The following is an 18,526-nucleotide window of genomic DNA, read 5'->3' on the forward strand; positions in this document are numbered from 1 at the left end:
ACATGCAGCGCTGCACGGTGGCAATCATTGGTGGCGGATTGGTAGGCGCCAGCCTGGCCCTGTCGCTTCAGGAGCTGGCAAGGGCGCGTGGCTGGAAGATCGTGATGGTCGAGCCCTTCGCGCCGGGTGATGCCTTTCAGCCCAGCTATGATGCCCGCTCCTCGGCGCTGTCCTATGGCTCGCGTCTGATTTACGAACGGCTGGGCGTATGGAAGGCCCTGGCCGAGCGCGCCGAGGCGATCAAACACATCCATGTCTCGGATCGTGGACGCTTTGGTGCAGCTCGCCTGGATGCTGCCGAGCAGCGCGTCGATGCGCTGGGCTATGTCATCGAGAATGCCTGGCTGGGGCATTGCCTGTGGCACGCCTTGGACCGTGACATCATCGAATGGCGTTGTCCTGCCGAGGTTCGTCGTCTGGTTGCAGGGCCGGATGGCTATACACTGACCCTGGATGATGACAGTGAGCTGACCTGCGATCTGGCGGTTCTGGCCGATGGCGGCCGCTCGGCGCTGCGCGAGCAGCTGAGCATTCATGTGGAACAGACGACCTATGACCAGACGGCCCTGATTGCCAACATCACCCCGGGTGATCCGCATCAGGGCTGGGCCTTCGAGCGCTTTACCGATACCGGGCCGCTGGCCCTGCTGCCGCTGCCTGAAAACCGCTGCGCCCTGATCTGGACCCGCCCGCAGGCTGATGCAGAACGGCTGGCCGCGATTGATGAGCGATCGTTTCTGGCTAAGCTGCAACAGGCTTTCGGCTATCGACTGGGCACATTCCGGCAGGTAGGCGTACGCCACAGTTATCCGCTGACCCTGATCAAGTCGCAGGAGCAGGTAAGGCCGCACCTTGTGGTGCTGGGCAATGCCGCCCATAGTCTGCATCCGATCGCCGGACAGGGTTTCAACCTGTCGCTACGGGATGTGTCCGCGTTGGCTGAAGCACTGGAAAACAGCGAAGCCAAGCCCGGTGACTTTGCAACCTTGCAACAGTACCTGGAGGGTCAGCGTCTTGATCAGCAGCTGACCATCGGTTTCTCCGACCAGGTGACGCGGCTGTTTTCCAATGGCAATCCGTGGCTGGCGGCGGGGCGTAATGCCGGGCTGATCGGCCTAGAACTATGGCCCTCTGCAAAGGGGACGTTTGCCCGTCAGGCAATGGGACTCGGGACACGCCCGGCCCATGCCCTGTTTTGATCATTCCTGTCCTGTTAGGTCCATAACCGCTGCAAAGGAGCTTTGACCGTGGAAACCCAAGTAGACATCGCGATTGTCGGTGCCGGCATGGTGGGTAGCGCCCTGGCGCTGGCATTGGAGGGCAGCGGCCTGAAGGTGCTCCTCCTGGACCGCGGTCCGATGACGGTAAAGCCCTTCGACTCCGCCCAGCCCTTTGAGGCGCGTGTCAGTGCCTTGTCCGAAGCCAGCCGGCGTATCCTGCAGAACCTCGGGGCCTGGGAGGGTATTGCCTCTCGCCGTACCAGTCCCTATCGACGCATGCATGTCTGGGACGGCTCAGGCACCGGTGCCATTGATTTTACCGCCAGTAGCGTTCATGCCGATGTGCTGGGACATATCATTGAAAACCGTGTCATTCAGGATGCGCTGATGGAGCGCTTGCAGGCCTCCAGTGTCCAGCTGATGCCTGACGCCCGCATGGAGCTGTTGCGTCATTCTGGTGACGATTGGCTGATTCAGCTGGCTGGCGGGCAGGCCGTCCGTACCTCGCTGGTCATTGCGGCGGATGGTGCCCACTCGGCGGTACGGCGTCTGGCCGATGTCGAGACGCGGGAGTGGGATTATCTGCATAACGCCATCGTGACCAGTGTCCGCTGCGCGCATCCCCACCAGAAAACCGCCTGGCAACGCTTTACGGACGATGGCCCGCTGGCGTTCCTGCCTCTGGATCGCGAGGGGGACTTACATTGGTGCTCGATCGTCTGGTCCTGCACGCCCAAGGAAAGCGAGCGGTTGATGGCGATGGACGACAATGCATTCTGCGCCGCATTGGGTCGTGTATTTGAAAACCGACTGGGCGCGATCGAGCAGTCCGATCCGCGCGTCTGTATTCCGCTGCGCCAGCGCCATGCCAAGCGTTATGTCGAGCCGGGGCTGGCTCTGATTGGCGATGCCGCCCATGTCATTCACCCGTTGGCCGGGCAGGGGGTGAACCTGGGCTTTCTGGACGCCGCTGTCCTGGCTGAGGTCCTGCTGCATGCGCACAAGCGGGGCGAACATTTGGCCGATGTGCGTGTGCTGAGCCGCTATGAGCGCCGTCGCATGCCGCATAACCTTGCCATGATGGGCGCGATGGAGGGCTTTCAGCGCCTGTTCCAGAACGACAGTCTGGCCGTGCGCTGGCTGCGTAACACCGGCCTCAAGCTGGTCAACGATCACTTTGAGGCGAAGGCTGTCTTTGTCCGTCAGGCATTGGGCCAGACCGGCGATCTGCCGACACTGGCCCGTGTCTGATGAGGGTAATGACACAACTCGACACATTTGTTGAGACGGCTCGATAAGCGAGAGTCTTTATCATTTGCACCTGTCTTTCACGGAGGTGCTTTACATGCCGTTTCGCAAAGTGGTTGCTGCGTGCGCAGTGTGGCTAACGGCTGGGGTCACCCAGGCGGCTGATGAGGTGGTGGTCTACTCATCGCGAATCGATGAGCTGATCAAGCCTGTGTTTGATGCCTATACCCAGCAGACCGGCGTAAGCGTCAAGTTCATCACCGACAAGGAAGCGCCCCTGATGGCCAGGATCAAGGCAGAGGGTGCCAACACGCCAGCCGATCTGCTGATCACCGTCGATGCCGGCAACCTGTGGCAGGCCGAGCAGATGGGTATTCTGCAACCGATGCAGTCGGCCATCATTGACCAGAACATTCCATCACAGTACCGCTCCTCGACGGGGCGCTGGACAGGGCTCACGCTCCGGGCGCGCACCGTTGCATATGCACCAGACCGCGTTTCCGAGGACGAGCTGAGTACCTATGAAGCCTTGGCTGGCCCGGAATGGGAGGGCCGCCTGTGTCTGCGTACCGCCAAGAAGGTATACAACCAATCGCTGACGGCTACCCTGATCGAAGCCCATGGCGCCGCCAAGACTGAAGAAATCCTGGCGGGCTGGGTACGCAACCTGTCTACCACCGTTTTCCCGGACGATAACGCCGTGTTGCAGGCTATCGATGCAGGGCAGTGCGATGTGGGTATCGTGAATACCTATTACTACGGCCGAATGCACAAGCAGAACCCTGATTTGGGCGTGAAGCTGTTCTGGCCCAACCAGGACGACCGTGGCGTTCACGTGAATCTGTCGGGTGTTGGCCTGACGCAGCATGCGCCTCATCCAGAAGCCGCCAAGGCATTGGTCGAATGGATGACCGGCCCAGACGCACAGGCACTGTTTGCCGGTATCAACCAGGAGTACCCGGCCAACCCGAGCGTACCGGCTTCGGCAGAGGTTGCCAGCTGGGGCCAGTTCAAGGCCGATACGATTCCTGTCGAGGTCGCAGGGCGGCGTCAGGCAGAAGCCATCAAGATGATGGACCGCGTCGGCTGGAATTGATATCCAGCGCACCGCTATCACGCGGTGCGCCCAGTCCTGACAGTTACGAATCTACTGCCATACCGTCCTGAGGCGATGCCTAGACCGCACGCCCTTGGACTGCTTTCAGGTATACCCCGTGTCTCATTTCGCTGCTCGCCGCTGGTATGTCATTGCTTTCATGGCAGCAGGTCTGGTGCTCATGCCACTGTGCGTGCTCCTGCTTAGCTGGCAGCACATCGATACCGAGATCTGGTCGCACCTGTGGAGTACGCAGCTGCCCCGCCTGCTAAGCAATACCGTGATGCTTCTGATTGGCGTTGGGGTGGGCGTCACACTGTTGGGGGTAAGCCTGGCCTGGCTGACCAGCCTTTGCGAGTTTCCAGGCCGACGTTGGCTGGATTGGGCCCTAATGTTGCCCTTTGCGATCCCGGCCTATGTATTGGCGTTTGTGTTCGTGGGGCTGCTGGATTTTTCCGGTCCCGTACAGAGCTTTCTGCGCGAGCTGTTTCACATGCGTCTGCGGTTTCCACCAGTGCGATCGACGGGCGGTGTCATCGTCGTCTTGGTTCTGGTGTTCTATCCCTACGTATATCTTTTGGCCCGCAGCGCCTTTCTGGCGCAGGGCAGAGGGCTTACAGAGGCGGCCCGCACACTGGGGCTTTCGCCCTGGCAGGCCTTCTGGCGGATTGCCTTGCCAATGGCCTGGCCGGCCATTGGTGCTGGTCTGGCATTGGCCATCATGGAAACGCTGGCCGATTTCGGTGCCGTTTCGGTATTCAATTTCGACACGTTCACCACGGCAATCTACAAGACGTGGTATGGCTTTTTCAGCCTCTCCAGCGCGGCCCAGTTGGCCAGTCTGCTCCTGCTTGGGGTCGGTGTGGTGCTGCTGGGAGAGCGCAGGCTGCGTGGCGTAGCCCGGCCCGCCAATGAGCGGGCTCGTAGCGGCGCGCTGTATCGACTGACAGGCTGGAAGGCAATCTTTGCCACGGGCTGGTGCAGCCTTGTTTTTGCCTGCGCCTTTGCCGTTCCGGTCGTGCAGCTGGTCGTCTGGTTCTGGCAGCGTGGCCGTTTCGACCTGGATGAGCGCTATGTCGGTTTGATCCTGCATAGCCTGGGGCTGGGGCTGATTGCCGCGCTGCTGGCCGTAAGCGTAGGGTTGCTGCTGGTGTTTGCTCGTCGTCAGGCGCCGCGCCGCACGGTTCGCTCCGCTATCGGGCTCGCCAACCTGGGCTATGCACTGCCGGGCTCGGTACTGGCGGTGGCTATCATGCTAGCCTTCAGTCTGCTGGACCGTGAGCTGATCGTGCCGATGTCCCAGTGGCTGGGCGGTGCGGGCAAGCCGCTTCTGCTGGGAAGCCTGGGTGCGTTGCTGCTGGCTTACCTGATCCGCTTTCTGGCAGTCGCTTACGGGCCGCTGGAATCCGCTCTGGCGCGTATCCGCCGGTCCCTGCCGGAGGCTTCCCGAAGCCTGGGTATCGGCGGACTGGGGCTGTTCATTCGTGTGTATCTTCCACTGCTGACGCCAGGAGCGCTGTCGGCTGCCTTGTTGGTCTTCGTGGATGTACTCAAGGAGATGCCCGCCACGCTGCTGATGCGCCCGTTCGGCTGGGACACGCTGGCTGTACGGATCTTCGAGATGACCAGTGAAGGCGAATGGGCGCGTGCGGCGCTGCCGGCTCTGACGCTGGTCCTGGTAGGGTTGTTGCCAGTCATCGGACTGATTCGTCGTTCGGCACGGCACTGATCGCGTCTGCCGCGGTCTGTGTCTGCCATCAAGACAGACGGGAGAAATTCAAACGCCCGCTTGTCATCTCGAACGACTACAATGCCGGCCGCTGCAGCCAGCCGGACAACAAGGAGATCCCCATGGGACAGCGCACCCCGCTTTACGACTTGCATGTGGCCCTGGGCGCCAAGCTTGTGGATTTCGGTGGCTGGGATATGCCGCTGCACTATGGATCGCAAGTCGAAGAGCATCATCAGGTGCGGCGTGACTGTGGTGTGTTCGATGTCTCCCATATGACCATTGTCGATATCGACGGTGCGCAGGCTGAAAGCTATCTCTCCCGCCTGCTGGTCGGTGACGTGGCGCGTCTTTCCGCGCCGGGTAAGGCGCTGTACTCCATCATGCTCAACGCCCATGGCGGCGTGGTGGACGATCTGATCCTGTATCGCCTCGAACAGGGCTATCGACTGGTTACCAATGCTTCGACCCGCGAAAAGGTGCTCATTTGGCTGGACGTGCAGTCCGAGGGGTACGCCGTTACCCTCACGCCCCGCCCGGAGCTGGCTATCCTGGCCATTCAGGGTCCAGAGGCCCGCGAGAAGGTTGCGGATGTAGTCTCGCCGGAGCGCGCCGAGCTGATTCGCTCACTCAAGCCGTTCCAGGCCATGCCGGAGGGACAATGGTTCATTGCCCGGACCGGCTATACCGGCGAGGATGGACTGGAGATCATCCTGCCTGCGGATGAAGTCGTCAGCTTTATGAATGAGCTAGTAGGGGCCGGAATCGGGCCGGTGGGGTTGGGGGCGCGCGATACGTTACGCCTGGAAGCCGGTTTGAACTTGTATGGTCATGAAATGGATGAGCATGTCTCTCCTCTGGCCTCCAATCTGGACTGGACCATTGCCTGGGCACCGGAAGGGCGTGATTTCATTGGCCGCAAGGCCCTTGAGGAAGAGCGTAATGCCGGACCCCGCTCACGGTTGGTCGGCCTGGTGCTGGAGGAGCGAGGCGTGTTGCGCGCGCATCAGGTGGTACGTATCGCCGGTTGTGGCGAAGGCGAGATCACCAGCGGCAGCTATGCGCCTACCCTAGGCAAGTCCATTGCGCTGGCCCGAGTACCGGTAGAGACAGGAGACCGAGCTGAGGTCGAGATTCGTGGGAAATGGCTGCCGGTGCGTGTGGTCAAGCCGTGTTTTGTACGTTTTGGCAAGACACTTATTTGAGCACGTTGACAGGTAATCGGCTATTTTGCGCTTTTTTCACGTCAGGCGTGGCGAGCAGACCATTCGACACGCTACGCTTGGGCTATAACGATTAGCCGATTGCCTTACAAGGAGCCGAACATGAGCACGATTCCCGCTGAACTTCGCTATGCATCCAGTCACGAGTGGGCCCGCCAGGAAAGCGATGGCACTATCACGGTCGGCATTACCGACCATGCCCAGGAGGCGTTGGGTGATGTCGTGTTCATCGAGCTGCCTGAAGTGGGCAAAACATTGGCGGCTGGTCAGGAAGCAGGCGTTGTGGAATCGGTAAAGGCAGCATCGGATATCTATGCACCGGTTTCCGGTGAGGTCATCGCTGTAAACGAGGCGCTGGCTGATGCGCCTGAGCAAGTCAATGCCGACGCCTACACGGCGTGGTTCTTCAAGCTCAAGCCCAGCGATACGGCTGAGCTGGACAAGCTGATGGATGCCGACGCCTATAGCGCTGCTAACGACTGATCCCATTGAAAGAAAAAGCCCCGCCGGGCGATTCCGGCGGGGCTTTTTCATGGCCGCATGGTTTTACTGCTGGGCCGTCAGGATCTTGGTCGCCAAGTCGATATCGCTGGCGGAGCTTCCTGGCGTTGCGTTGCGCATTTCGCGCAGGGCGGCTTCCAGGTAAGGACCGCGAATTTCACCATTGCTTGCGAGGAAGGCGCTGGCGTCGTCCTGGGTTGCAATGACCATCTTGTGGTCGTCACGGCTGCTCAGGTAGGTCGAGCCGGTTGTCGCTCCTGAGGTGGCGACATGACGCCAGAATTTGGCATCGGCCATGGCAGATCCGGCAGCAAACGGCAGCAGTACAAGGGGAACCAATGCAAACTTCTTGAGGCGCATAGCAACATCTCCTTCTAAAGGTTCCCTTTAGATAAGGTGCGGGCCAAACGAGTTCCTTTGAAGGCAGAGTGCCTTCAAAGGACGTGAGCCGCTTGGCTTTCGAGCGGGTACTTGGTTCGAACTTAGGGCGCCTGAATCATTTCGTGGATCTTGCTGGCCAACGCATCGATATCGAAGGGCTTGGTCAGCATGTCCATATCCTTCCCCAGAAATTGGCTACGGATCTCGGCATTCTTGGCATAACCGGTAATGAACAGGACTTTCAGATTCGGTCGGTGCTTGCGCGCCACCTCTGCCAGCTGGCGGCCATTCATGCCGGGCAGCCCCACATCACTTACCAGGAGATCGATTCGCTGGTCGCTCTGGAGGAGAGGAATGGCCTGTTCGGCATCGCCGGCCTCGAAGGCGGTATAGCCAAGCTCGGACAGCACTTCGAGTACGATCATGCGTACCGCCGCCTCGTCCTCGACCACCAGTACCGTCTGGCCCTCCTGGGCGCGGGGCATTCCACGGGGTGTTTCGGTCACGAGAGTTTCCATTACAGGGTCGAGGTGGCGCGGCAACAACAAGGTGATGGCTGTTCCTCGTCCCACTTCACTATCGATCCGTACGTTTCCGCCGGATTGCTTGATAAAACCGTAGATCATCGCCAGACCAAGCCCAGTACCTTGTCCGGAGGGCTTGGTGGTAAAGAACGGCTCGAATGCCTTGGTCATGACTTCGGGTGTCATGCCTTGGCCGGTATCTTTGACCTGGATACGAATGTAATCGCCCGGTTCGATGGTTTCACGTCGTGCCGTTTCGGCGTCCAGGGTAACATTTGAGGTCTCGATGCTCAGGTCACCGCCATCCGGCATAGCATCGCGCGCGTTGATGACCAGATTGAGCAAGGCATTTTCAAGCTGGTGGGCATCGCTGAATGCCATCCACAGCTCAGTGTCCAGGTGTGTTCGGATTTTGATCTGCTCGCCTACGGTGCGGACGAACAGATCACGCAGGGAATCGATAAGCTCGTTCAGATTGACCGGCTTCGTATCCAGGGTTTGACGGCGGGCAAATGCCAGCAACCGATGGGTCAACGCCGAGGCTCGGTCGGCTGAGGCTGTGGCGGCATTGATGTAGCGATCCAGATCATCGGTACGACCACTGATGACACGCATGCGGATAAGATCGAGCGCTCCGACGATTCCGGTCAGCATATTATTGAAATCGTGTGCGATCCCACCGGTAAGCTGGCCGATGGCTTCCATCTTCTGAGACTGGCGCAAGGCCTCTTCCGCACGTTCACGCTCATAGATTTCCGTAATGAGTCGTGTATGGCTTTCGCCCAGTTCTTGCGTACGCTCGGCAATCTTGGCTTCCAGGGCATCGGTTGCTAGACGTGCCTCGGTAATGTCGACATTACAGCCGATGTAACCCAGGAACCCGCCTTTGTCGTCGAAGCGAGGGACAGCCTCGCAGCGCAGCCAGCGAACCTCACCTTGGATGTCTCGCATCCGTATTTCGCTGCGGTAGAGTTGACGCGCTTCGAAAGCTTGCTGGTACTCGGCAACGCAGTGTTCGCGGTCTTCCTCGAAAATCATGCGTGTCCATCCACCGTCCCGGGCACTTTCATAAGAAAGGCCATACTCGCGTTCGTAGCGGCTGTTGACGAAGAGGGTGTTACCTTCGGCATCCACGGCCCAGATCAGGGCCGGTGCGTTGTCCGCCATCAGCCGGAAGCGCGCCTCGCTCTGCCGGAGCGCCTGTTCAGAGTGGGCCCGCTCGATAGCCGCCCAGACGCGATCGGCGATATCGCGCAAAAAGCTGACTTCCTCATTGGACCAAGAGCGTACCTGGTTATCGCAGATGAACAGATAGGCTGCAAAGCGGCCATGCTCGATCAGAGGGACGCTGACAAAGGCCCTAACATCGTTGGGCTCATACAAGGCTTGATAGTCCCGGGTGCGCGGATCCTGCTCGACATCCTGAACCACAACAGCCTCGCCCCGCTGCAGTTCGTCAAGGTAGGTGCCGTAGTCACTAATATGAAACGTACCGGTCAGGCTAGTTGTGCTATGGCTCCAGTCATGGGTAACAACGGCTGTTTCGCCGTCAGGCTCGACTTGAGCATAACCAACCCGTGAAACATTCAGGATGTGCGCGAGGGTGTGGGAGACAATACCGCCGATATCGTCGGTGTCGCTTGCCTCACGCAGGGCATCACCCAGCTCGATCAGCGCAGTCTGTCGCTCGGCGGCAGCGGTGCGCTCCTGAATCTGGCGAGTGAGCTCGCGATTGATGGCGTTGAGTGCATCGGCATTCCGGCGCTCCTTGCTGATGTCTCGCGCAATGCCAATGATACGGCGGGTGCCATCCGGGTCGGTCACACGGCGGCCTCTCACGCTTAGCCAGACCGGTTCGGTGCTGCTATGGGCGCGTACGCGAAATTCCAATTGTGCTTCGCTATCGCTATCGCCAGCGGTAGCCGTCCTGAACATAGCCTGGACGCTCTCGCTGTCCTCCGGGTGCAGAATGTTGATGAGCAGATCGGTCACGCTGCGGGAGGCGCTGGCTGGAATACCGGTCATCTCGGTGATTCGGTTGTCCCAGGTGATCACATCGCGGTCGATATCGTAATCCCAGACACCCAGCGCCGCGACATCGACGGCAAGGCTGATCCGTTGTTCAGCCAGCCGCAGGTCTTCTGCAGCACGGGTACGCTCGACAACTACACGGATGCGTTCAGCCACTTCGCGAACCAGCGCAATATCTTCGGCCGACCAGCTGTGCGGGGTGCTGGCATGGACATACAGCACGCCCTTGAGCTGGCCCTTGTCATGCTGGGGAACCAGCATCATGGCGCGAATGGCCCATTGTTCGAGATTTTCCCGCTGGGCATGAGTACGTGGATCGGTAGCCGTATCGTCTACCACGATAATCGCACCGCTAACCAAGTCGGCATTCAGGTCCGCGCTGAAGTCACTGAGCGAAAAGCTGCCGATTTCTGGAGTAACACTATTATCGTTCCAGCTGCTCTCGGCATTAAGCGCGCCAAAGCGGTCGAGCAGCGCATAGCCGATACGCTGTACGCCCAGTACGTTGCCAAGACTTTGGCCCAGGGCGTCGGCCACGTCGGTAGGCGTCAGGGTGCCGTGCAGGCGGTCCCCCAGTTCAAGCAGGAAGCGCTGGCGGTCGTGGGTACGAATCCGCTCGCTGATATCCATGAACGTGCAGATGGCGCCCTGCAGCTCGCCGTCACGCCAGATGGGCTCGGAGCGGTATTCGACGGGGAAGCGGCTACCGTCCTGGCGGAAAAACCAATCCTGCTCGATATGGTGGGGCGTGCCGGTGTTGGCTGTTTGGAAAATCGGGCATTCGGTTTCTGGGAGCGGCGTCCCGTCTGCACGGCTGTGGTGGATGATGCCGTGCAGGGCTCGCCCGAGAACCTGGCTGCGGTCAGCAAAGCCCAACATGCGCAAGAACGCCTCATTGCACAGTGTGGTCCTGCCCTGCTGATCTACAGAGTAGAACCCTTCGCTGATCGAGTCGATCAAGAGGCGTGTGAAGGCTTCGCTTTCAAGGCGCGCCGCTTCTGCCCGCTTGCGGTCATCAATGTCCAGCGCCACACCCACCCAGCGCTCGATTTCGCCGGCTGCGTTGAACGCCGGGGTGACGCGCGCTTCAAACCAGCGATATTGGCCGTCTGCGGCACGGAAGGGCGCCTCGATCTTGGCGGCTGTACGGCGAAGGATGGTGTCACGCCAGGTGCTTTTGACGCGCTGGATATGATCTGGATGGACCGCTCGCATCCAGCTGTCTGGATTCATGTCGTCCGGGTCAAGGCCGGTATAGGTGTACCAATAGCGGTTGGTGTATTCCATGAAACCGTGGCGGTCACCAAACCAGACGATCTGTGGGCTGACATCCATTAAAGCCCGGTAGCGGGCTTCGTTTTGCTCCGCTGTCCGCTGTTGCAGGCGTTCAGCTGTAAGGTCCTGCAGGGTCAGGAGGAATCCGTTAGTCTCGTCCTGCTCGGTCTGCAAGGCGTGGAGACTGTAGCCGGCCTGCAGGATGTGCTTGTCCTTGCGCAGGTAAAGCCCTTCGCCCTGATGATGCCCTTGCTGCCGAGCGTAGGTCAGCAAAGTCTGGGGAAGCTGGCGGGCTTGGTCTTCGGCCGTGAAGAGCAGTTCCAGCGACTGTCCGCTCAATTCATGCTCATCCCAACCCAGGGCCGATTCGGCGCCAGGGTTGCAGGCCAGTATGCGCCCCTGGTTATCCAGAATCAGCAGTGCCTGACCCGGCTGGTTATGCATCAGCTGACGGTTCATCGACTCGCTGCGTTCGTACGCAGCCTTCACCAGGCGCAGATCCAGGAGCTGCATGACCTGCCGGCCAAGTGCCTCAAGGGATTGCGTTTGGGCTGCAGTCAGAACGCGAGGCTGCCAGTCCAGCACACACAGCGTTCCAAGAGGTATGCCGGCAGATGACACCAGCGGGACGCCAGCATAGAAGCGCAGGCCGTCTGCGGTCTTGACGAGCGGATTGCTGGCGAAGCGATCATCCCCACGTAGATCAGGAATCACCACCGGGCCTGGGTGTTCGATGGTTTTGGCGCATATGGAGAGATGCAAAGGCATTTCCCGCACGCCAAAGCCTTTTTCAGCCAGAAACCATTCCCGATTCTCGGCAATCAGGTTGATGACAGCGATGGGCGCATGGCAGATCTGCGAGGCCAACTGGACGATATCGTCAAAGGCGGGCTCGGAGGGGGCGTCGAGGATATCGTAACGGTCAAGCTCCGCGAGTCGCTCGCGTTCGCTCCAGCCTGTTGGCAGTACGGGGGCATTACTCAACACAGGCTCCGCATGATTCATCATCGTCCATAAAACCCATATACAACATCAGGGAATTTCCATTCTGCGTCACTTCATTATGCAGTGATACCCTTTTTTGGCGAAGTTCATAGATCATTCATCGCTCGCTTTGTGGTGTAACGCGGAGGACTTCTTCCATAGTAGTCAAACCTGCCGCAATTTTTTGCGCACCGGAAAGACGAAGGCTTCGCATGCCCTCTTTGAAGGCCTGTCGACGCAGCGCCGTGATATCGGTATCCGGTGAAATCAACTGTCGGGTCGCATCCGAAAGCACCATGATCTCGTACACGCCAGCCCGGCCTCGATAGCCCGTATCACGGCATTCGGAACAGCCTACGGGCTGCATGGCACCGGTGGGAAGCGGCGCGCTCCAGGGGCGGGTAAGCTCCTGCCAGTCCTGCTCGTTGAGCTCGATCGGCGCCTTGCAGTGGGGGCAGAGTGTCCGCACCAGACGCTGCGCCATGACACCCAGCACCGTTGCCCGAATCAGGTAATAGGGCACACCCAACTCGATCAGGCGGCTGATGGAGCTGGGCGCATCGTTGGTGTGCAGGGTGGAGAGCACCAGGTGGCCGGTGAGGGCTGCCTGGATGGCCATCTCTGCCGTCTCCAGGTCGCGGATCTCACCGATCATGATGATATCGGGGTCCTGACGCATTAGAGCACGCACACCGCTGGCGAAATTCACATCGATATTGTGTTGCACCTGCATCTGATTGAACGAGTCCTCGACCATTTCGATCGGGTCTTCGATGGTGCACACGTTGACTTCCGGCGTCGCCAGCTGCTTGAGCGTGGTGTACAGCGTCGTGGTCTTGCCTGAGCCGGTCGGACCGGTTACCAGGATAATGCCGTTGGGCTGGCCGGTCATGGCGGACCAGCGGCGCAGGTCATCGGCCGAAAAGCCCAGCTGGTCAAAACTCTTGAGCAACACATCAGGGTCGAAGATACGCATCACCAGCTTTTCGCCAAAGGCGGTCGGCATGGTGGAAAGGCGTAGTTCCACTTCTTTGTCGCCGGGCATACGCGTCTTAACGCGACCGTCCTGCGGCTTGCGCTTCTCGGCCACATTCATGCGGCCCAGGTTCTTGATGCGGCTGATAACTGCCAGGGTTACCTGCGCTGGAAACTGGTAAACGCTATGAAGCACGCCGTCGATACGAAAGCGAACGGTACCCTGGTCACGGCGCGGCTCTACGTGAATATCACTGGCGCGCTGTTGGAAGGCGTACTGGAATAGCCAATCCACGATGTTAACGATGTGGGCATCGTTGGCGTCCGGCTCCTGATCGCTGGCGCCCAGGTTGACCAGCTGTTCGAAGTTGCCGACGTTGATGCCGCGCTGCTCGACTGCCGAAGCGCCGCTGACCGATTTGGCCAGGCGGAAGAACTCCTGTGTGTAGCGTTGAATGTCGACAGGGTTGGCCACCACACGCTTGATGGGTCGCTTGAGCACATGGGTGAGGTTGCTTTCCCAGCTGCTGACAAACGGCTGGGCGCTGGCAATGGTCACTTCATCGGGAGCAACGGCCACCGCCAGGATCTTGTTGCGCTGGGCAAAGGCATAGGACATCAGTGGCGTGATCGAGGCTACGTCAATCTTCAACGGGTCGATCCGGAAGTAAGGCTGGCCGGAAAACTCTGCCAGCCACTGAGTCAGGGTTTCCAGGTCCAGTTTCTTCCCGGGACGCTTCAAATCTTCTACGTTCTGGGCGGCCAGAAATTCAAGCGGGTGCTGCTGGGGATTATTAGCGCCGCGGCGAATGGTCAGACATTGCTCGGCGGCCTGTTGGTCGACCCGACCTTGTGTAACCAGTTCACGCAGGACGTCGGAGAGCTCCAGCCAACGGTCCTGAGCGGGGGATGCGATAGCGGACATGCAGGTCTCCTCGTCTGTAATGTACTGCTTTAACCTTCGATCGGAGCGCCTGGCCGTACGGATAACGGCAGACAGCAATTTCGTTTGATCGTCAGGCATGCGCTCGGCCGCTTATACACAGCTGAGCCTTTAGCCTATAGGAAGTTCGGTGCGTCCGACGATACGTCAATGAACGCTAGAGAGGCGCCCAGAGGATGGCTGATCATTATATGAACAGCGCCGTCGCGGTGAAATCATGGCGCACCGCCATCAGGGCCGGTGCGCCATGCTGTCTGATTAGCGGGGCAGGGCTTTCCAGGCTGGCAGTGAAATAAGCGTTCTTGCCTGGTTGGCTACTGCGTCGTGTTGCTCATGGGCGATCAGCGCTGGCAGCTTGGCAAGCTCGCCATAGAGACGATCCGTTTCGGGCAGGTCAAGCACCGGACGGGCGAGGCGTAGCCAGACCAGCATACGCTCGACGCGTGGCAACTGCTCTGCTACCAGCTCGGGCTGGTTCATGCCGCGCTGAAGAGGAATGGCATCAGCCTCTTCGCTCAAGGTTCGGGGCAACCACTTGCCTAGCGACAGCTGGCCTAGCTTGTTGCCTCGGTCATTACGGGCTTCTGTCCAGCGACGATCATGCAGCCAGCGGGCCGCCACCAACGAGAAGTGGCCCCAGCGCGGCTTTGCCAGCTCGTTGGCAAAGCGCTCTGGTGCCTGCTGACGTGCTTCTTCATCTTCTTGGCCAATGGTTGCAAACGTTTTCCAATCCGCCAGCAGCGCGTCCAGTGCCTGGCGCAGATCACGGCTGGACGTACGGGGAACTGCTTGGCCCAGACTGCTCAGCAGCGCCCGCAGGTCGACGAGTTGATGTACCCACTCCACAAGCAGACGCCAGTGGCCATTCCAGCGGTATTGTTCTGCCAGACGCTGACTGCTGCCGAGCAGGTGCCAGGCAATGGCCGCGAATGCGTCATCCAGGGTGGTTTCCGCCGTCAGGGTAGGGGGCGTCAGATGCAGGGTGTAGCTGGCTGCATCGTGCAGGCGATAGCCGCGTTCGGCCTTGCTGATGTCGCAAGGCATTAGCGGCAGGTCAGCCGCCAACTGTTCAGCCAGCTCAAGAAGATCGGCCGGCTCGCCCTCGCGCAGCTCAAGCTCCAACTCGCAGATGGCTTCCTGATGCTCGCCAGCCAGGACCGCACCTTGGTCCAGCGCTGCCTCGACTACAGCACGGCTCTTGCCGCGTTCCCATGCGATATCGGCATAGTCGCGAGTGAAATCGGTTGTGAAGATCGGCTTGAGCTGGTGTTTGTCCAGATCAGCCAGAGCCGCTGGCCAGCATTCAGGGCCCAGCAGGCTGGTGTCCAGGTCTGGACCGCTCAGGTTCCACTCCCACTCGTTGCGCTCGGACAGGCCCGCCATGCTCTGGCCACGGCTCTTGAGGGTCTGGATGTACTGGTCACCATCGCGACGGACCCTTAGCGCCACTCGGGCATGGGCCAGCTCACGGGTGTCGGTGTCGTAGTATTGGTTGTACAGCTCGCGGCGCTTCCAGCCTTCCTTGTTGCGTTTTTTCAGCACAGGGTGCTCACGCAGGGCAGCAAGGGTTTCGGGAGTCGCGCGTAATTTGATTTCGGTTTCTTTGGCCATGGCAAAAAGGTCTGGTGCCTGAAAGATCTGTGAAGTGAAGCGTTCGACCGGCGCCTTGGCGCAGCGGTATAGCTAGGCCGGCAAGGTTCGCTGGGCTATGAGTCGACTGATTGGGTATCAGTGTATCTAACCCTGCGGCCCATGACAGGAGATTCGCATGGCGCTGGCGTCATCTTTTCGAGGAGCGGCGTTGACCCGGTCATTCAGCACTCTAAGATGGGAACTAGCCGAAGGAGTACGCCTATGCCCATCCCCGCGCTCAAACAGCAATTCAAGGCCTTGTTGGCCGAATCGTCCGTCAGTTGCACACAACCACAGCTGGACCAGTCCAACGCGGGCGTCATTACGCAGTTGTCGAGCTGGTTGGGGGATCTGGGCTTTCGCTGTGAGACCCAGGAGATTCTGCCCGGCAAATACAACCTGATCGCGACCTATGGCAGCGGACCGGGTGGGCTGGTTCTATCCGGGCATACTGACACCGTGCCTTACGATGAGCCGCTCTGGACCGGTGACCCGCTAACACTACGTGAGGCGGATGATCGCTGGTATGGGTTGGGTAGCTGCGACATGAAGGGCTTTTTCGCCTTGGTGATCGAGGCGGTTCGTACGCTGATCGACCAGCCGTTCCGTCATCCCCTGATCATCCTGGCGACCTGTGATGAAGAATGCTCCATGGACGGTGCCCGGGCAATCGCCGAGGCAGGCAGGCCATTGGGGCGTGCCGCGGTGATCGGCGAGCCGACCAGTCTCAGGCCCATCCGCATGCACAAAGGCATCATGATGGAGCGTATCGATATCCTAGGGCAGAGCGGCCATTCGTCTGACCCGAGCCTTGGGCGAAGCGCCATGGAGGCCATGCATGCCGTCATGGGCGAACTCATGGCACTGCGGCAGCAATGGCAGCATGAGCACCACAACCCTTTTTTCAACGTGCCGCAGCCGACCCTGAATCTGGGCTGTATCCACGGCGGCGACAACCCCAACCGGATCTGCGGGCAGTGTGCGTTGGAGTTTGACCTGCGTCCCCTGCCGGGCATGCAGGCGGACGAGCTGCGCAATCTGATCAAGGGGCGGCTGAGACCGATTGCAGAGCGCCATGCCGTCAAGATCGACTACCAACCCTTGTTTCCGGCGGTTCCACCCTTCGAGCAGTCAGCTACCAGCGAACTGGTCCGCATCGCCGAACAACTCACCGGCTGCGAGGCCCAGGCGGTAGCCTTTGGCACCGAAGCGCCGTATCTTCAACAGCTGGGGATCGAGACGTTGGTCATGGGGCCTGGAAATATTGCCTGCGCCCATCAGCCAGACGAACATCTGGAGCTTTCCCAGATCGAACCAACCGTAAAGGTGCTTCGTCAATTGATTCACCATTACTGCATAACGCTACCAATAGCCAAGGAGTGACCGTGTTGCTGCGACGACGATGAACGAGCCCTCACCGTTCACCTTTTACTTTTGCTGCACAAGGTTTTCTCTTTAATGCACGATTACGTTAATTGGCTTCGCCACGCGTCTCCCTACATTAATGCTCACCGTGACCGGACCTTTGTGGTCATGCTGCCTGGCGACGGGCTGGAGCATCTAAATTTCGGCAATATCGTCCACGACCTCGTGCTGCTGCACAGCCTGGGTGTGCGCCTGGTACTGGTGCATGGCTCGCGGCCACAGATCGAGACGCGACTGGCTGCGCGCGGAATTGCCCCACGCTTTCACCGTGACCTGCGCATCACCGACGCTGCGACGCTGGAGTGCGTGATCGATGCCGTGGGTAGTCTGCGCCTGTCCATCGAGGCCCGTCTGTCCATGGACATGGCTGCCTCCCCCATGCAGGGCGCGCGATTGCGGGTAGCCAGTGGCAACCTCGTCACTGCGCGACCCTACGGTATCCATGACGGTGTCGATTTTCACCATACCGGTGAGGTCCGCCGCATCGACCGCAAGGGCATCAGTCGTCTTCTGGATGAGCGCACTATTGTGCTGCTGTCACCGCTGGGGTATTCGCCCACCGGGGAGATTTTCAATATTGCCTGTGAAGACGTCGCGACCCGTGCCGCTGTCGATCTGGCCGCCGACAAGCTGGTGCTCTACGGCGCCGAGCAAGGTCTGCTGGATGCCGAAGGCAACCTGATCCGTGAGCTACGTCCTCAACAAGTGCCGCCGCATCTGGAGCGGCTTGGCAGTGGCAACTACCAGGCGGAGCTGCTGGATGCGGCCGCTCAGGCCTGCCGGGGTGGAGTGCGCCGCACGCATATCGTGAGCTATGCCGAGGATGGCGCGCTGCTCAACGAACTCTTTACCCGCAGCGGTAGCGGCACGCTGGTGGCGCAGGAGCAGTTCGAGTCCATTCGCGAGGCGGATATTGGCGATGTGGGCGGTCTGATCGAACTGATCCGTCCGCTGGAAGAACAAGGGATTTTGGTACGCCGCTCGCGGGAAGTGCTGGAGCGTGAAATCGACAAGTTCAGTATCGTCGAGCGGGAAGGGCTTATTATCGCCTGTGCCGCGCTGTATCCGATCGCTGATTCAAACGCAGGCGAGCTGGCCTGTCTGGCGGTCAATCCCGACTATCGACATGGTGGGCGGGGGGACGAGTTGCTGGAACGCATCGAGCAGAGGGCCCGCGCTCAAGGCATCAAGACCCTGTTCGTCCTGACGACCCGCACGGCTCACTGGTTTCGCGAGCGAGGCTTCGAGCCCAGCAGCGTCGATCGACTGCCCAGTGCCCGTGCATCGCTGTACAACTATCAGCGCAACTCAAAGATCTTTGAAAAAGCGCTATAGGTGA

Annotated in this window: 12 protein-coding genes; 8 read left to right on the forward strand and 4 right to left on the reverse strand. The window is 59.8% G+C overall.

What is annotated here, in order from left to right:
* Positions 1 to 2 precede the first annotated feature (2 nt).
* The 6 genes from ubiH (at position 3) to gcvH (ending at position 6,999) form a co-directional block, all read left to right on the forward strand.
* The gene (gene ubiH, locus HMPREF1487_RS10915) at positions 3 to 1,199 is read left to right on the forward strand and encodes a 2-octaprenyl-6-methoxyphenyl hydroxylase (protein ID WP_010796710.1); all 1,197 of its coding nucleotides are present in this window, start codon (positions 3 to 5) and stop codon (positions 1,197 to 1,199) included.
* Between the two features lie 48 nt (positions 1,200 to 1,247).
* Positions 1,248 to 2,471, forward strand: a complete 1,224-nt coding sequence (locus tag HMPREF1487_RS10920) for a 2-octaprenyl-3-methyl-6-methoxy-1,4-benzoquinol hydroxylase (protein ID WP_010796711.1) — start codon at positions 1,248 to 1,250, stop codon at positions 2,469 to 2,471.
* Positions 2,472 to 2,565: 94 nt separating this feature from the next.
* A complete protein-coding gene (locus HMPREF1487_RS10925) occupies positions 2,566 to 3,564 on the forward strand; it encodes an extracellular solute-binding protein (protein WP_010796712.1) in 999 nt (332 codons plus the stop codon).
* A 118-nt stretch (positions 3,565 to 3,682) separates the two neighbouring features.
* The gene (locus HMPREF1487_RS10930) at positions 3,683 to 5,293 is read left to right on the forward strand and encodes an ABC transporter permease (protein ID WP_010796713.1); all 1,611 of its coding nucleotides are present in this window, start codon (positions 3,683 to 3,685) and stop codon (positions 5,291 to 5,293) included.
* 122 nt (positions 5,294 to 5,415) lie between these two features.
* Positions 5,416 to 6,498, forward strand: coding sequence for a glycine cleavage system aminomethyltransferase GcvT (gene gcvT, locus HMPREF1487_RS10935; RefSeq protein ID WP_010796714.1), 1,083 nt, complete (start codon positions 5,416 to 5,418; stop codon positions 6,496 to 6,498).
* A 120-nt stretch (positions 6,499 to 6,618) separates the two neighbouring features.
* A complete protein-coding gene (gene gcvH / locus HMPREF1487_RS10940; protein WP_010796715.1) occupies positions 6,619 to 6,999 on the forward strand; it encodes a glycine cleavage system protein GcvH in 381 nt (126 codons plus the stop codon).
* A 63-nt stretch (positions 7,000 to 7,062) separates the two neighbouring features.
* Here gcvH and HMPREF1487_RS10945 read toward each other — a convergent pair whose 3' ends face one another.
* The 4 genes from HMPREF1487_RS10945 to HMPREF1487_RS10960 form a co-directional block, all read right to left on the reverse strand.
* Entirely contained in the window at positions 7,063 to 7,377 is a 315-nt protein-coding gene (locus tag HMPREF1487_RS10945) for a DUF2388 domain-containing protein (RefSeq protein WP_010796716.1), read from the reverse strand.
* A 122-nt stretch (positions 7,378 to 7,499) separates the two neighbouring features.
* Positions 7,500 to 12,212: a PAS domain S-box protein gene (locus tag HMPREF1487_RS10950; RefSeq protein ID WP_177325220.1), complete on the reverse strand. Its 4,713-nt coding sequence runs from the start codon at positions 12,210 to 12,212 to the stop codon at positions 7,500 to 7,502.
* Between the two features lie 118 nt (positions 12,213 to 12,330).
* Positions 12,331 to 14,112 carry a type IV pilus assembly ATPase TfpB gene (locus HMPREF1487_RS10955; protein ID WP_010796719.1) on the reverse strand — a complete coding sequence of 594 codons (1,782 nt, stop codon included), beginning with the start codon at positions 14,110 to 14,112 and terminating at the stop codon, positions 12,331 to 12,333.
* A gap of 276 nt (positions 14,113 to 14,388) precedes the next feature.
* Complete coding sequence (locus tag HMPREF1487_RS10960; protein ID WP_010796720.1) at positions 14,389 to 15,741, reverse strand: CYTH domain-containing protein; 1,353 nt, start codon at positions 15,739 to 15,741, stop codon at positions 14,389 to 14,391.
* 243 nt (positions 15,742 to 15,984) lie between these two features.
* Between HMPREF1487_RS10960 and argE the strand changes: the two genes are divergently transcribed.
* Entirely contained in the window at positions 15,985 to 17,145 is a 1,161-nt protein-coding gene (gene argE / locus HMPREF1487_RS10965; RefSeq protein ID WP_010796721.1) for an acetylornithine deacetylase, read from the forward strand.
* A gap of 75 nt (positions 17,146 to 17,220) precedes the next feature.
* Positions 17,221 to 18,522 (forward strand): amino-acid N-acetyltransferase, encoded by a 1,302-nt coding sequence (gene argA / locus HMPREF1487_RS10970; RefSeq protein WP_010796722.1) that lies wholly within the window; start codon positions 17,221 to 17,223, stop codon positions 18,520 to 18,522.
* Positions 18,523 to 18,526 lie beyond the last annotated feature (4 nt).

Source organism: Pseudomonas sp. HPB0071, assembly GCF_000478505.2.
In the GTDB taxonomy this organism is placed as follows: domain Bacteria; phylum Pseudomonadota; class Gammaproteobacteria; order Pseudomonadales; family Pseudomonadaceae; genus Chryseomonas; species Chryseomonas luteola.

Excerpts from the sequence above, each read along its gene's own strand:
- HMPREF1487_RS10945 (WP_010796716.1), bottom strand. The coding sequence starts at position 7,377 with ATGCGCCTCAAGAAGTTTGCATTGGTTCCCCTTGTACTGCTGCCGTTT.
- gcvH (WP_010796715.1), top strand. The coding sequence starts at position 6,619 with ATGAGCACGATTCCCGCTGAACTTCGCTATGCATCCAGTCACGAGTGG.
- ubiH (WP_010796710.1), top strand. The coding sequence starts at position 3 with ATGCAGCGCTGCACGGTGGCAATCATTGGTGGCGGATTGGTAGGCGCC.
- argE (WP_010796721.1), top strand. The coding sequence starts at position 15,985 with ATGCCCATCCCCGCGCTCAAACAGCAATTCAAGGCCTTGTTGGCCGAA.
- HMPREF1487_RS10925 (WP_010796712.1), top strand. The coding sequence starts at position 2,566 with ATGCCGTTTCGCAAAGTGGTTGCTGCGTGCGCAGTGTGGCTAACGGCT.
- HMPREF1487_RS10955 (WP_010796719.1), bottom strand. The coding sequence starts at position 14,112 with ATGTCCGCTATCGCATCCCCCGCTCAGGACCGTTGGCTGGAGCTCTCC.
- argA (WP_010796722.1), top strand. The coding sequence starts at position 17,221 with ATGCACGATTACGTTAATTGGCTTCGCCACGCGTCTCCCTACATTAAT.
- HMPREF1487_RS10960 (WP_010796720.1), bottom strand. The coding sequence starts at position 15,741 with ATGGCCAAAGAAACCGAAATCAAATTACGCGCGACTCCCGAAACCCTT.
- gcvT (WP_010796714.1), top strand. The coding sequence starts at position 5,416 with ATGGGACAGCGCACCCCGCTTTACGACTTGCATGTGGCCCTGGGCGCC.